This is a genomic window from Campylobacter sp. 2018MI13 (assembly GCF_018501135.1).
GTDB lineage: Bacteria > Campylobacterota > Campylobacteria > Campylobacterales > Campylobacteraceae > Campylobacter_E.
In genome coordinates, this window is sequence record NZ_JAHCZC010000003.1 from 22,024 (window position 1) to 36,497 (window position 14,474).

Here is a 14,474-nt window from a genome sequence, read left to right on the forward strand (position 1 = left end):
AATTAATAAAAGATAATTTTAATCCTTTTTAAATTCAAACATATTTAAAAATTGCTTAGCTCTATTAGTTTGCGGATTTGTAAAAAACTCTTCAGGACTTGCAATTTCAACGATTTTGCCACTATCCATAAAAATAATTTTATCAGCTACAGCTCTAGCAAATGCCATTTCGTGAGTTACTATTAGCATTGTTTTTTCTTCTTTTGCAAGATTTAATAATACATCTAAAACTTCTCTTACTATTTCAGGATCAAGCGCAGCCGTAACTTCATCAAAAAGCATAATTTCAGGATTCATACATAAAGCTCTAACTATTGCAATTCTTTGTTTTTGACCACCACTTAGCTCTTTTGGATAGGCGTTTTGTTTGTGTTCTAAACCAACTTTTTGCAATAAATCTAGGGCTTGTTTTAAAACTTCATCTTTTTTACGCTTTTGAACTTTCATAGGAGCTAATAAGATATTTTCAAGTACATTTAAATGGTCAAACAATTCATAGCTTTGAAACACCATTCCAACATATTTTCTAATCTCTTGCCAGTTTTTATAATCTTTAGTAATTATTTCATTTTTTATATAAATATTTCCACTAGCTATATTTTCAAGTCCGTTAATACACCTTAAAGTTGTGCTTTTTCCACAGCCACTAGGCCCTACTAAAACAACAACTTCGCCTTTATTAACTTCAAAAGAAATATCCTTTAAAGCGTGGTTATTGCCGTAAAATTTATTAATATTTTCAAGTTTTAAAATACTCATTAACTCCACCTTTTTTCTAGTATTTTTGATATTTTTGATAAGGGATAACAAATTATAAAATATATAAAAAATATAATTGTATAAATATATAAAGGTGCTAGATTGCTAATAAATAATGTAACTTCTTTTAATTGATTACCTATTGCTAAAATATCTACAACACCTATTAAATAAGCTACTGAAGTAGTCTTAATCATACGGCTTAAAAGATTTATTACATTAGGAATTAATCTTTTTAATGCAAGTGGCAAAATAATATATCTATACATTTGGTATTTGCTAAGTGCAAGTGCGATTGAGCTTTCAAATTGGTGTTTAGGAATACTTGTTATTGCACCCCTTACTAAATCCATCATCTCAAACATACCCCAAATCACAAATACAATAATAGTAGCACTAATAGCATCTATACTAAGCCAACTTGACATTCCAAAATATATTAAAAATAGCCAAACGATAATAGGCATAAATCTTATAATTTCAAGAATTATTTTTAGAATATAAAAAATAATTTTATTTCCTAAACTCATAAAAACGCCTAAAACAAGCCCACCTATAATTGAGAAAAATATAGATACAAAAGATATAAATAAAGTAACTTTTAAGCCTTCATAAAGCCTTGAATAAATTGATAAATCAAATAATATTTCACTCATTTTCTAATCCTTGCTTCAAACCAAGTTAAAAATAATGAAAGCGGTAAAATCATTATAAAATAAGCAACACAAAGCATAAATAAAGCTTCATTAGTTACATAATAAAGTCCTATTATATCTTTTGCTGTATAGACTAAATCAGCTAGAGCTATTACACTTACAACTGATGTTTCTTTTAACAAAAATATTATATTTGCATTAATACTAGCTATAGAAACTCTAAGTGATAATGGCAATAATATGTAGTATAAAACTTGATTTTTGCTTAACGCTAGAGCATATCCTGCTTCTATTTGGTGCTTATTAATAGCATTTAAGCCTGATTTTAAACTCTCAGCCATATATCCACCACCTAAAAACGCAAGTCCAATTACTCCACAAGTAAAGGCTTCTAGCTTAATTCCAAGCTTTGGCATTGCATAATATAAGAAAAACAAATGAATTAAAAGCGGGGTATTTCTTGAAAGCTCTATATAAGCATTACAAATTAGTTTTAAAAACCTTAGTTTATGTAGTTCAACCCACATACAAAATAACCCTATTAAAAATGATAAAACTATGCCATAAAATGCAAGTTTTATAGTAAGGATTAATGCGTCTATGTAAAGTGGATAAAACTCTTTTATAACTTCAAAATCCATTTAACCCCCTATCTAATTTAAAAAAACGGGTTAAATATATCTTTTTTTGATAAATAATATTTGCAATTTTATTTTCAAATTCTTTTAATTTTGTTACAAAAATTATTAATAAATATGTGTTTATATTAAATAATTTTATTCAAATAAATTAACTTGATTTTGAGATAAATAATTTAAAGAAATCTTTAAGAATGCTAATTTATAATCAGCCTTTTAATTTTGGCTAAGTTTTAGCTATACAAAGGATTTTTATGAAAACTTCAAATTTTGGTGCAGAACTTGCACACTTTCATCAAAACTACCTAAGCAAATTCTATAGCAATACTAAAGCGGTTATGGTTTTAAGCATAATGGCAACTTTATATTTTGCTATTTTTGGTGGTGTTTTTGCAGTAACAGGCGAATTTACTCGTATCGGTGGGGAAATTCTTGAGCTTTTTGGAATGGATTTAAGTTCGTATTCATATTATCAAAAGCAAAATCTAAACGGAACTATGCTAACTCGTGTTGATGGAGTTATGATTATTGGACTTATAATTGGTTGTTTATTAGCTGCTAGCGTTGCTAATAAGGTGTATTTTAGAAAAATAGCTTCTAAGACTAGATTTTTTCAAGCATTAGTAGGCGGGATATTAGCAGGATTTGGTGCTAGACTTGCTTGGGGGTGCAATTTGGCTAACTTTTTTACAGGTCTTCCTTATTTTTCTTTACATACTTGGGTTTTTGCTATTTTTATGTGTCTTGGGGTTGCAGCGGCTATTTTGGTGCTAAAAATTAAGATTTTTGCTCCTAGATATGAGATGATTAAAACAAATACTCCGCAATTAAAAATAGATAAGAATTTAGAACAAAAAAACAAAATTATTTTATTTCTTAGCGTAATTGCTTTTTTTGTATTCTTTGCATATTTAGCTAGTAATGATACTAAAAATCTTCCTACAGCATTGATATTTGGCGTGATTTTTGGCTGGTTGATACAAAAAGGACAGATTTGCTTTACTTCTTGTTTTAGGGATTTATTTTTATTTAAAAGATATAGTTTTTCTTTAGCTTTATTTGTATCAATGTTAGTTGCTAGTATTTTCGTATTTGCATTATTAAATAAAGGCGGATACAACGCTAAAGTTTTAGAAATATCTCTTGGGCTTTGCACGGGAGCATTTATATTTGGCTTTGGTATAGTGTTTGCAGGTGGTTGTGAATGTGGATTTTTATATCGTGCAGTAGAAGGGCAAACTCATTTTATAGTAGTTGGTATTGGAAATATAATAGGAACTATGCTAATTGCTTTAAATTATGATTTATTGCCTAAGTGGTTTTTGAGTGGAGAAAAAATCAAATTAAGCGGATATAGTGGTCTTGGCATTAATATAGCTTTATTTTTAATAAGCATTGCTTTAATATTATTTTATGCAAGGAGAAAAAATGAAAATTGATTATTCTATTTCTTTATTAGGCGAACCTTGTCCTTATCCTGCAATTGTTGCTAATGAAGTAATTCACAAGCTAAAAAGTGGTGAAGTATTAGAAATAATTAGCGATTGTCCGCAAAGTATTAATGGAATTCCACCTGATATGAAAGCTTTAGGTCATAGTTGCGAAGTAGTGCAAAATGGCTCTATTTTAGGCTTTTATATCACTAAACAATAAGTTTAGAATTTAAAACAGAAGTTTTAAATTCTAATTAACTTAAATCTTAAAATATAAACTAGACTTGCAAGTAAGCAAAAAACGCTTATTATGCAAGCTAGTGCAAAACTCGTATTAGCATTCATAGCACCGACTAAAAACGCTGCAAATCCTGCGAACATAAATTGCATAGCTCCAAGTATTGCTGAAGCACTACCTGAATATTTTTTAGATTTTTGCATAGCTTTTGTAACTAGATTTGGTGTTATAAAGCCTAGCATACATAAAGTTAAGAATAAAAATAAAGTAAAAGTATAAAAATTATTTGATAAAAGTATTAAGCAAAATGAATTAATTATCATTGTTATACAAGCTATAAAAATTACTTTTGATATACCAAATTTAGAAGTAAAATACACATTTAATCTAGCTGTTATCATAAATCCTAAAGAATTTATCCCAAATATTAATCCATATTCTTGTAAGCTGATATTAAAAACATTGGTAAAAACAAAACTTGAGCCACTAATATAAGCAAATAAAGTGCTCATAATTAAACTTGAGCTAATTACATAAATTAAAAAACTTTTATTAGTTAAAACACTTTTATATGCTTTATAAATATTTGAAAATGAAAATGGAATTTGATTTTTGTTACTTTCTTTTATATAAAAAATACTTAAAAATAATAATAAAATTCCAAGACAAAATAAAGTAATAAAAATGCTTTGCCAAGAAAAGTATTTAAGCAAAAGCCCACCAATGCTAGGAGAAATCATAGGAGCTATGCTAGAACTAATCATCATTAATGAAAATACAGCCACTGCTTTTTGCTTAGAAAAACAATCATTTACAATAGCTCTAGCAATCACAACCCCAGCACATCCGCCAAGTGCTTGCATAAATCTTAAAGCAATAAAAGTATAAATATTATCAACTAAAAAACATAAAAAGCTAGATATTATAAATATGAAAAGTCCTATAATTAATGGGATTTTTCTACCATAAATATCACTAATTGGCCCATATAATAATTGTCCTAATGCAAAGGCTATAAAAAAACTAGCAATGCTTAATTGGGTATAAAACTCACTTGTATTAAAACTATGCTGAACTAAGCTTAATGCAGGTAAATACATATCGGTTGCAAGTGGGGCAATAGCACTTAAAAATGCCAATATTAAAATAAAAAATTTTTCTTTCATATCTATACTCCTAAAAAATATGATATTGTCTTAATTTGGCAAATGAAGTTTTATGCAAGGAAAATTACCTTGCATAAATTATTAATGTTGATGATGATTGATTGCTTCTGGATATTTATAGCCTTTTTTCTCTAAATATTCTTGCATAAATTTAATTTCAATTTCTTGAGCTTTTATAATATCATTAGCTAATTTTTTGATATTTTCATCTTCTCCATATTTTAAAACGATTTTAGCCATATCAACAGCACCAATGTGATGAGGTAGCATACCTGCTACAAATGCTATATCAGGGTCGTTTTCATTCATACCTGCTTGCATTTTAGAGTGCATTTTCATCATACTTTCATTTAGTTCTTTTTTCATATCGTTTAATTCTTGAGGACTTAAATCTTTAGCAAATAAACTAAATGCACCTAAGCATAAACATAAAAAAATTTTTTTCATAAAATACTCCTTGTTTTAAATAAAGATATATTTTATTAATTAGTAATTTCTATTAAGTAAATTATTTAGATTTTACATTAATTAAGACTATTTCGCTACTTGCATTAAATCTAGCTACTATACCCCAAAATCCCGCTCCACTTGTTACATACATTTTGCTATTTTTTACATTATATAAGCCTTTTAAATATCCTTGCTCAAGTTTAACAGCTAGGCTAAAAGGAAAGATTTGTCCTGCGTGAGTATGTCCAGCTAGGATTAAATCATAAGGGCTAACATCGTATTTTTTAACAAATTTTGGCTGATGGGTTAGTAAGATATTAAACTTATCTAATTTAGGCTTTAATTTGCTAATATCAGGCTCAAAAGTCTTAAGCTTTAGCCCCATCAAATCATTTACACCTGATATTACAAAATCATCAAATTCTATGCTTTTATTATCTAAAAAATGCAATTTATATTTTTTTAATTCCTTAGCGATACTGCCTACTCCGTGATAATATTCGTGATTTCCTAAGACATAAAATGTGCCATAGGTTGATTTTAGTCCATTTAGATAATTAAGGTTTTTGACATTGTTAATTCCTGTATCTACTAAATCTCCTACGATTACTACTAAATCAGGATTTAAAGAATTAATTTTATTAATTATATTTATAAAAAACTCATCATTTAAATTCTTTTTTAGATGAATATCAGCTATCATTGCGATTTTTAAATCTTTTTTTAGTTTATCTTCGTTTAGATTTATTTCTTTTATTTTAGGGACTTTTATTGCGTTTTTTGATACCTTATAAAAAAATACAAAAGCTATGAAAATAAATATATACTCATAATTTAAAATATTTATATCTTTTAAATAATAAATAAGTATAAAAAATATAGGAAAAAAATTGAATATCTCCCATATATCAATTGCTTTTGCAAAATGTTCTTCATAGACTATTTTTGTCTTGATATAATAAAAACTCATAATCATAAAAAACACAATAGTTGAAGCAATTAAAATTATAAAAGAATAATATAAAAGCTCTTTAATTAAGTTTTCTTGAGTAATTAGGCTTAGTTCAAACGCAAAAATAATACTATAAAAAGCCACAATTATTTTTCTAAATTTATTAAAAGTATTATTTTTAATAGTTCTTAAAAGCATATTTGCATTAGCGAAAAATACCAATAAAAAATATAAAATACCAAGTAATATAGCCATAATTAGTCCTTATTAGAATTTAAATTAGGAATTTCAAACTGCAATTCATCAGCAAATAGATTTCTCATACCAAAAATCCTACTTAATATTACATCTTGTTCTTTTACACTTGAGAGATTTTTGCCTGCATCTATTGTGGTTATTGCTACTTTTCCAACGATAATTCTACTCTCAACTCCACGCTCATAATTTTTAATCCCCCATAAATTATGCAATATATAGATTTTGTTATCAAATTCTCCTAAATATAAAACTATATGACCTTTTAGAGCTAGCAAGGTTGCAAAAGGTATTGCATTGCTTTTAATATAATTATATTTTTGTTTATTGCTAAGTTTTGAGATATTAAAAAATATTTTTCTATTTAAATAATCTTTTTGATAGATTTGATCTTGCGAATTTCTAGCTAGAAAAACTCCAAATGTGCCAAAGACATCTTTTAAAAAAGCAGAGCAATCTCTATCGCCGTTTAATCCGCCCCAGCCATAGTTTTGTCCTATTAATTCATTTGCGATTTTTTTTAAATCAACGCTAGAAAAACTATCTCCAAGCTTGAAAAAATCTTCTTTTTTGACCTTTATTTCAATAAGTTTTGCGTTATTGTTTAAATCCTTTTTAAAAACTCTTATAGTATAAAAATTAGCACTTTCTTTACTTAATGCCAAAGGCATTCCAATTCTTGCGTATTCTATGAAGTCTTCATTTTTATCTATTAATGCAATTTTATCTTTTTTAGGCATTATGAAGTCTTTTGACGATTTATAAATATTTAAATCTTCATCACTAATAAATGCAATATTTTTATTTTCTATAAAGCCAACTACCACGCTATTATAAATAAAACTCCAGCCAAAATCCTTGCTAAAATGAGAGATTTTAACAGGAGTATATGCGTAGATAAATGAGTTTTGCAAATAATCAAACGGATAGCCTTCACCTGCTAATTTAGGATTTTTAAATCTTGGTTTTTTAGTAGGTAATAATCTTAAATTACTTGAATGAATAATGATTGCATTTTTTGAAATTTTGTTTAAATTATCAAAATCAGCATTATCTACTATATTTTGCATTAATTTTTGAGAATTTAATTGATAATTTTCTCCATAACCTGTGTCTTTTAAAATATCATTTGCAATATTTTTCATATTGATATTGGTTTTATCAATTCCCCACACATAAAATAGGTTTTTTAAATAATTTTCTTTTAATTTTTGCGATACTTCTTTATTGATATAAAACTCATTGCTCTCATAATTATTTAAGTCTTGAGATGGAAGAGCAAAATAATTTTTACTGCAAGAAGTAAAAATTACAACACAAATAATTAAAATAATATTTTTCATCATTCAAATCTAATTAAAATTTCACCTATAAATTTATTATCTTCGTAAGCTTCAACCCTATAAATCTTACCTGCTTTATCAATTGAGTATTGTTTTTGCATATTTTTAAGGCTTAGTTTTATACTATCTTCACTATCTTTTGCGTTATAGCCTATGACATTTATCCTTACTTTATCGTGTTTTTTAACTAAAAAATAATTTTTTACTTCAATCATTTTTGCGAAATTAGTTGTGATTTCTTTATCATCAACAATTAAATTTAACTTATCAATAATATCGCTATATTCAACATTTTTTTCTAAATACAAATTAGTTTGAAAGCGATTGCCGTATTGAATACTAAAGCCATTATCTTGATTGTTTTTAAAAATCGCAGTTAATTCATTGCTAGCTTTATAAGTAAATGGCAATTTTATTGGAATAAATCTTATTTTTTCTCTTGGTTTTTGAAGGCTTAATAAAAAGCGATTTTCAATTTTAATTAAAATCGGTTTTTCAATAACTTCTCTTACTGCATTAGGATTTAATTCAAATTCTCGCTCAAATTCAACTCCAGCAGCCTTTAAATAGCTCTCAATTGCTAGTAAATGATAATATGCTCTTTCGTGGGTTAATAGATTTTTGCTAGCTTCGTTTGCATAGGCGGCTTTGCCTTGAGTAATTGCATAATAAGTTAGGCTTTTTAGCATTTCTTCATCGCCATTTGCTGTGTTTGTGTTTTTTAAATGATAGCTATGTAATTTGTGTAATAAATTATTATTTATACTTTCACAAGCCTTACTTGCAATTTCGTTTAAATTCCCGTATTTTGCGTCAATTTGCTCTTGGTCAATTATGCAAGAATTTCCCCATTTTTTAGGATTTTTATCCTTATTTATATAATTTGGAGAATAATATCCACTACCATCGTGAAGATTTATTATGAGTTTTACTTCAGGTAAAGTTATTATTTTTTTTATTAATTCAACTGTGTAATAATCAGGGTCATCTTCGCTAAGTTCAGCAAATTTGCGATTTAAATCTCCAAATTCTCCACGACTTCTAGCAATTATTGAATCAAATGCAAGATTTGGCACCACAATTACTTTCCCTTTAGTGATTTTATAATCAGTGATTAATAAGCTAGCAGCGTGAAAACCACCTGGCTCATCTCCTTGAATACCGCCAAAAATCAAAACGGTATTATCACAAACTTTTTCACATTCTCCTAAAGTGTTTATAGTAAAATTTAAAGCAAATAAATTAAGACTTAAAAATGTTAAAAATATCTTAAGCATTCAAAAACTCTCTTACCATTTTATCTACACTAAACACATCATCAATAGTATTTATTTTACTATCAGCAAATTTATCTAAAGCCTTAAATACTGCGTCACTAATATCATAGAATTTACATTCATCTTTTAAATATTTATATACAAATTCTTCATTAGCAGCATTGATAATAACACCTAAATCAGGATTATTTAATAGCTCATCTTTTAGCCTAAAAATAGGGTATTTATTAGGATTTATCTCAAAGAATTCTAATTTAGCAAGTTTTAAAATATCAAAATATTCACAAGCAGCAAAATCACTCTCACCTAAGAGTGCATTTGCAATGCTAAGCTTCATATCAGGCACGCTAAAATAAGCACTCATTGAGCCATTAATACTTTCACAAAATGCGTGAATACTTGAGCTTGGCTCTATGATTGCGTCTAATTCTAAATTAGGATATAAATGTTTTGCTTCTATTAATTCATAAAGCTTATTTGTCATTGTTGCACTATCTATTGTGATTTTTGCTCCCATATCCCAATTAGGGTGTTTTAAGGCTTCATTTGCTTTTAGATTTGCAACTTCATTGTATTTAAAAAATGCCCCACCACTAGCAGTAATTGTGAGCTTTTTAGGGTGTTTAATACCCCTTAAAAGTGCTGCTAATGCACTATGCTCGCTATCAATAGGAGAGATATTAAAAGTATCAAGAAATTTTCCAGCCACAACCAAGCTTTCTTTATTTGCTAAAAAGAGTTTTTTATCTAATTCTTGAGTTTGTAAAGATATTTTAAGCCCTGCAAATCCTACTATTGCATTGATAATTCCATCACTTTTTAAATCTTGCATTATAAATGCAGCGTCTTTTATTGAGTATTTATTAGAATGATTGACTTTATCTAGTATTTCATCACTTGCTAAGACTATTTTAGGATTAAACATTTTTATTTGTTCGTTTAATAATTCATAGTTTTTATAAGCACTAATGCACTCTAATTTAATATCAGCTTGTTTTATTATTTTTAAAGCATTAACGCCGATTGAACCAGTTGAACCAAATACGCTTATAATTTCAGGTTTTGTTGGATTTATAGTAAAGCTCATAAGAATACCACCATAATAATACTAGCAAAAATCAAAGCATCAACTCTATCTAATACTCCGCCATGTCCAGGGAAAAGCTCTCCACTATCTTTAACCTTCGCTAAGCGTTTTAAATAGCTTTCAAATAAATCTCCAAATACAGCAAAAAACGCCATTAAAAATGATAAAAATAAAACTCCAAAAAAGCCAATCTCACTATAAACAAAACTAGCATAAATACTTGAAACTATTGTGCTAATGATAATTCCACCGATTACTCCTTCTAAAGTCTTATTAGGAGAACTTGGGCTAAAGCTAGTTTTTCCATATTTTTTACCTACAAAATAAGCAAAACTATCACATAAAACAACGCTTAAAAGTAGCCAAATAAAGCCACTTAATTCAAATCTAATATAAGTTTCAAAAATAAAGCTAATTCCAATTCCTGCATAAATAAATGGTAGAATTTCTTTTAAATCTCCTTGTTTGTATGCTAAAAAAGAAGCAAGAACTAAAATAGCAAAAATCATAGAAACCACAGGCATTTGAGTATAAATTCCTAATATCAATCCTAAGGCTAAAATTAAATAATTATTTTTAGTATCAAATAATTTACAAGCTTCAAAATATCCAATGCCACTAGCTAATAAAAATATTATTAGCCATAAATAATAAGAATTTATCGCTAGAAAAATTACTGCAATTATTGCAAAAATTAAGCCTGTTTTTATTTTTTCATTCAACATAAATACTCCTTAAACAAGTTTATCAAAAAGCCTATCGCTTTCTTTTATTTCTTCAATTTCTTCATCTTCTTCTATCATAACACCGAAAAAATTAGCTCTTTTATGCTCTTTTTTAGGGCGTTCTTCTTGATATGATTTTTCATCATCAAGATTTGTGTTTGTTTTTGAGCTTTCGCTACTTTCTTCTATTACATTAACTTCTGGCGTAACTAAAGTAATTTGCTCATCAGCAAACATTTTTGCATTATGTTTTGCGTGATTATCAATCGCTACGCCTTGATTTTGATTTATATAATTTATATTTCCAATATTGCTAACACTCATAAAAAAACCTTTATAGTATCGTAATTAACATAATTAACGAACGCTTTTTCAATAATTTTTACATTTGCTCTTTTTGTAAAATCTACTAAAAAATTACCTTCTTTTTTACCAGAATAACAAGCACAAAGACTTGCAGCATGATAGATTAAATCTATATCATAGCTTTTTTTGTTGCTTGAAATTATTACATGAGAGCCTTTTAAATCCTTTAAATGAAACCATAAATCATCTTTTTTGCTATTTTTTAGCAAATATTCATTAGCGTTTTCATTAAGTCCTACGCTAATTTTGTAATCATTTACATAAAAATTTAATATGTTTGGATTTTGCTGGGTTTTGCCTTTTTTATTGTTTTTTGCGAATAATGAGCGTAAAAATACTTCATCTTTTGTGCAAATTATTGCTTGTTTTAGGCTATTTAAAGCATTTATTTTTTCGTTTAGATTATCTTTTTCTATGCTTATATTTTTTGCTTTTTGGCTTAATTTTTTAGCGTTTTTATAAATATTATTTAGCTCATATTTTGCAGAGTTGATTAAAGAATATTTATAAATTCCTATTTCAAATTCTCTTTCGTAATCTTTGATTTTATATAAGTTTTCTTTTAGTGCATCGCCTTTTGCGTATTCATAAAGTGCTTTTTTGTTTAGCAATTCTTCATCTTCTAAAGAATTTATTAAAAGCTCTAATTTTTCAATTTTTTTATCATTTTCCATTATTTTTTGAGCTTTTAATGAGTTTAATTTCTCGTTTTGAAGACTTGCAAAAATATTTGCGAAATAAATTTTAAAATCTTCAATTTTTATATTTTTTTCAGTGATTTTTGTAGGTTCTAAATCTATGTAAGGTTCATTTTGTAAAATATCTCTAAGGTTGTTTTTGCCGTATCTTAAGGCACTTATTATATTTCTTTTATCATCTAAGATTAGTGCATTTGTAAATTTTCCTGAAAACTCAAGTATTAAATAAAATTCCATTTTTTTATAAGCGTGAGCTAAGGCTAGTTTAAACTCTAAAATCCTATTATTTATAGGCACTTTAATATCTAAAATACTTGCGTTAAAAAGCATTTTTTTAAGTTGTAAATCAAATGGACTAGTATAATCTTTAGCATATAAATTACCACTATAAATTGCACTTTTGCCCTTGGTTAAATCAAAATATAGTTTATCTTTAAACTCAATACATAAGCAATTATCGTTTATTCTATATGCACGATTTATCTTTTTATATTGCTTTAAATAATCTTTAATTTGCACTAAATCATAATAATTCATTTTTAATCCTTTTATTAATTTTAACGGCTAAAATTAATAAAATTAGAAAAAAAGGGAAATCTATGACTTTAACAGAACAAATATTTGCTCATCACATAGGAAAAGAAGTAAAAGCAGGTGAGATTATTGATTGTCCTATTGATATGGTAATAGGAAATGATATTACAACTCCAATTTCTATTAAACAATTTAAAAAAAGTGGTGCTACAAGATTAGCTAATCCTGATGGCTTTGCAATTGTGCTTGACCACTATATTCCTGCAAAAGATATTCTAAGTGCAAATCAAGCAAAAATTAGTAGAGATTTTGCAAAAGAACATAATTTAAAATATCTTTTTGATGAAAAAAATATGGGTATTGAACACGCACTTTTACCTGAAAATGGACTTATTAGCCCAGGTGATGTGATAATTGGTGCAGATAGTCATACCTGTACGCACGGAGCTTTAGGAGCATTTGCTACTGGAATGGGAAGCACTGATTTAGCGTATGCAATGATAACAGGTAAAAACTGGTTTAAAGTGCCAAGTGCTATTAAAGTGCAGTTTCGTGGAAAATTAAAGCCTTGGGTTTATGGAAAAGATTTAATTTTAGAAATTATTAGAATTTTAGGCGTTGATGGGGCTTTATATAAATCATTAGAGTTTTTTGGAATTGAAGAGCTTGATATGGATAGCCGTTTTAGTTTATGTAATATGGCGATTGAAGCAGGTGCAAAGAATGGAATTTGTGCTGTTGATAATGTTACAAGAGAGTTTTTAAACTCGGTTGATTTAAAGAGAAAAGGCGTTGAGTTTAGCCATTTACCTAATGCTGTTTATGAAAGAGTAATTGAGATTGATTTAGACAAGCTTGACCCTGTTGTAGCATATCCGTTCTTACCAAGCAATGGTAAAAGTATAAAACAAGCTGTAAGTGAAAAGGTAAAAATTGACCAAGCATTTGTAGGCTCATGCACAAATGGAAGGCTAAGTGATTTAAGAATTGCAGCGAGTATTTTAAAAGATAAAAAAGTTCATTCAGATGTAAGAATGATAATTACTCCAGCTACAACCAAAATTGCTTTACAAGCTCAAAAAGAAGGCTTAATGGATATATTTGCTAGTGCTGGTGCAGTTGTAAGTAATCCAACTTGTGGTGCTTGTTTAGGTGGGTATATGGGGATTTTAGCTGATGGAGAGCGTTGTATATCAACTACGAATAGAAATTTCGTAGGTCGTATGGGTGCGAGAACTTCAGAAGTTTATCTTGCAAATAGTGCAATTGCGGCTGCTAGTGCAATTAAAGGATATATTTGTTCTCCTGATGAGCTTTAAAAATAGCGTTTGCCTAATTTTAGGTGGTGGAAAATCAAGTAGAATGGGGCAAGATAAGGCTAATTTACGCTTTATTTATAAAAAGCGTGAAATTAGCCTGATTAATTATTTATATGAAAAATTACAGCCTTTATTTAATGAAATATATTTTTGTGCTAAGGCTAAGCCAAGTGATTTAAAATGTAAATTTTTAAAAGATAATTATGAATATTTTCATCCGATTAATGGCTTAAAGACTTTTACAAATATTAAAATTCCTAATTCAAATTCTGTTTTTGTAATTGCAGTTGATTTTGTAAAAATTAATAAAAGCTCTATAAAAAGACTTTTTTATAAACATAAAAGATATAAAAGTTCAGTAGTGGCAAAAAGTATCAAAACTCATTTTTTATGTGGTTTTTATAAGATGAGCGATTTAAAATATTTAGATGAATTAGATGAAAATTGCAAAATCAAAGATTTTTTTATAAAGTCAAAGGCAATTACTTTAAGCTTTAAAAATGATAATGCTTTTTTAAATATGAATACAAAAAGTGATTTTGAAAAGTTTATTAAAAGTTACAGATATTAAACATTTT

Annotated in this window: 16 protein-coding genes; 4 read left to right on the forward strand and 12 right to left on the reverse strand. The window is 27.4% G+C overall.

What is annotated here, in order from left to right; all coding sequences use genetic code 11:
- Window positions 1–18 precede the first annotated feature (18 nt).
- Genes KJQ99_RS00705 through KJQ99_RS00715 form a run of 3 tightly spaced genes read right to left on the reverse strand, consistent with a single transcriptional unit; the run spans window position 19 to window position 2,056 of the window.
- The gene (locus tag KJQ99_RS00705) at window positions 19–759 is read right to left on the reverse strand and encodes an amino acid ABC transporter ATP-binding protein (RefSeq protein ID WP_239803371.1); all 741 of its coding nucleotides are present in this window, start codon (window positions 757–759) and stop codon (window positions 19–21) included.
- Entirely contained in the window at window positions 759–1,415 is a 657-nt protein-coding gene (locus KJQ99_RS00710; protein ID WP_214115982.1) for an ABC transporter permease subunit, read from the reverse strand. The genes KJQ99_RS00705 and KJQ99_RS00710 overlap by 1 nt, the downstream gene beginning before the upstream one ends.
- Window positions 1,412–2,056, reverse strand: coding sequence for an amino acid ABC transporter permease (locus KJQ99_RS00715; protein ID WP_214115980.1), 645 nt, complete (start codon window positions 2,054–2,056; stop codon window positions 1,412–1,414). The genes KJQ99_RS00710 and KJQ99_RS00715 overlap by 4 nt, the downstream gene beginning before the upstream one ends.
- 251 nt (window positions 2,057–2,307) lie before the next feature.
- Here KJQ99_RS00715 and yedE point away from each other — a divergent pair, with 251 nt between their 5' ends.
- Both yedE and yedF read left to right on the forward strand, forming a co-directional pair.
- Window positions 2,308–3,492, forward strand: a complete 1,185-nt coding sequence (yedE, locus tag KJQ99_RS00720) for a selenium metabolism membrane protein YedE/FdhT (RefSeq protein ID WP_214115978.1) — start codon at window positions 2,308–2,310, stop codon at window positions 3,490–3,492.
- Window positions 3,482–3,706 carry a sulfurtransferase-like selenium metabolism protein YedF gene (yedF, locus tag KJQ99_RS00725; protein ID WP_214149717.1) on the forward strand — a complete coding sequence of 75 codons (225 nt, stop codon included), beginning with the start codon at window positions 3,482–3,484 and terminating at the stop codon, window positions 3,704–3,706. Before yedE ends, yedF begins: the two co-directional genes overlap by 11 nt.
- A gap of 23 nt (window positions 3,707–3,729) precedes the next feature.
- Here the strand turns inward: yedF and KJQ99_RS00730 are convergent, their stop codons facing one another.
- The 9 genes from KJQ99_RS00730 to KJQ99_RS00770 all read right to left on the reverse strand — a co-directional run bounded on the left by KJQ99_RS00730 (window position 3,730) and on the right by KJQ99_RS00770 (window position 12,580).
- Window positions 3,730–4,890 (reverse strand): multidrug effflux MFS transporter, encoded by a 1,161-nt coding sequence (locus KJQ99_RS00730; RefSeq protein WP_214115973.1) that lies wholly within the window; start codon window positions 4,888–4,890, stop codon window positions 3,730–3,732.
- Window positions 4,891–4,971: 81 nt separating this feature from the next.
- Complete coding sequence (copM, locus tag KJQ99_RS00735; protein ID WP_214119711.1) at window positions 4,972–5,337, reverse strand: CopM family metallochaperone; 366 nt, start codon at window positions 5,335–5,337, stop codon at window positions 4,972–4,974.
- Between the two features lie 61 nt (window positions 5,338–5,398).
- Complete coding sequence (locus KJQ99_RS00740) at window positions 5,399–6,547, reverse strand: metallophosphoesterase (protein WP_214149718.1); 1,149 nt, start codon at window positions 6,545–6,547, stop codon at window positions 5,399–5,401.
- A 2-nt stretch (window positions 6,548–6,549) separates the two neighbouring features.
- Window positions 6,550–7,893, reverse strand: coding sequence for an SH3 domain-containing C40 family peptidase (locus KJQ99_RS00745; RefSeq protein WP_214149719.1), 1,344 nt, complete (start codon window positions 7,891–7,893; stop codon window positions 6,550–6,552).
- Entirely contained in the window at window positions 7,890–9,167 is a 1,278-nt protein-coding gene (locus tag KJQ99_RS00750) for a M99 family carboxypeptidase catalytic domain-containing protein (RefSeq protein ID WP_239803375.1), read from the reverse strand. Before KJQ99_RS00750 ends, KJQ99_RS00745 begins: the two co-directional genes overlap by 4 nt.
- On the reverse strand, window positions 9,160–10,218 hold the full coding sequence (locus tag KJQ99_RS00755; protein WP_214116014.1) for a 1-deoxy-D-xylulose-5-phosphate reductoisomerase: 1,059 nt from the start codon (window positions 10,216–10,218) through the stop codon (window positions 9,160–9,162). The genes KJQ99_RS00750 and KJQ99_RS00755 overlap by 8 nt, the downstream gene beginning before the upstream one ends.
- A 32-nt stretch (window positions 10,219–10,250) precedes the next feature.
- A complete protein-coding gene (locus tag KJQ99_RS00760) occupies window positions 10,251–10,979 on the reverse strand; it encodes a phosphatidate cytidylyltransferase (protein ID WP_214115966.1) in 729 nt (242 codons plus the stop codon).
- A gap of 9 nt (window positions 10,980–10,988) precedes the next feature.
- Window positions 10,989–11,303, reverse strand: coding sequence for a hypothetical protein (locus KJQ99_RS00765; RefSeq protein ID WP_214115955.1), 315 nt, complete (start codon window positions 11,301–11,303; stop codon window positions 10,989–10,991).
- Window positions 11,300–12,580, reverse strand: a complete 1,281-nt coding sequence (locus tag KJQ99_RS00770) for an NFACT RNA binding domain-containing protein (protein WP_214115953.1) — start codon at window positions 12,578–12,580, stop codon at window positions 11,300–11,302. The genes KJQ99_RS00765 and KJQ99_RS00770 overlap by 4 nt, the downstream gene beginning before the upstream one ends.
- Window positions 12,581–12,642: 62 nt before the next feature.
- Between KJQ99_RS00770 and KJQ99_RS00775 the strand changes: the two genes are divergently transcribed.
- Both KJQ99_RS00775 and KJQ99_RS00780 read left to right on the forward strand, forming a co-directional pair.
- On the forward strand, window positions 12,643–13,896 hold the full coding sequence (locus KJQ99_RS00775) for a 3-isopropylmalate dehydratase large subunit (RefSeq protein WP_214149720.1): 1,254 nt from the start codon (window positions 12,643–12,645) through the stop codon (window positions 13,894–13,896).
- Window positions 13,886–14,467: a molybdenum cofactor guanylyltransferase gene (locus KJQ99_RS00780; protein ID WP_214149721.1), complete on the forward strand. Its 582-nt coding sequence runs from the start codon at window positions 13,886–13,888 to the stop codon at window positions 14,465–14,467. Before KJQ99_RS00775 ends, KJQ99_RS00780 begins: the two co-directional genes overlap by 11 nt.
- Window positions 14,468–14,474: the final 7 nt, after the last annotated feature.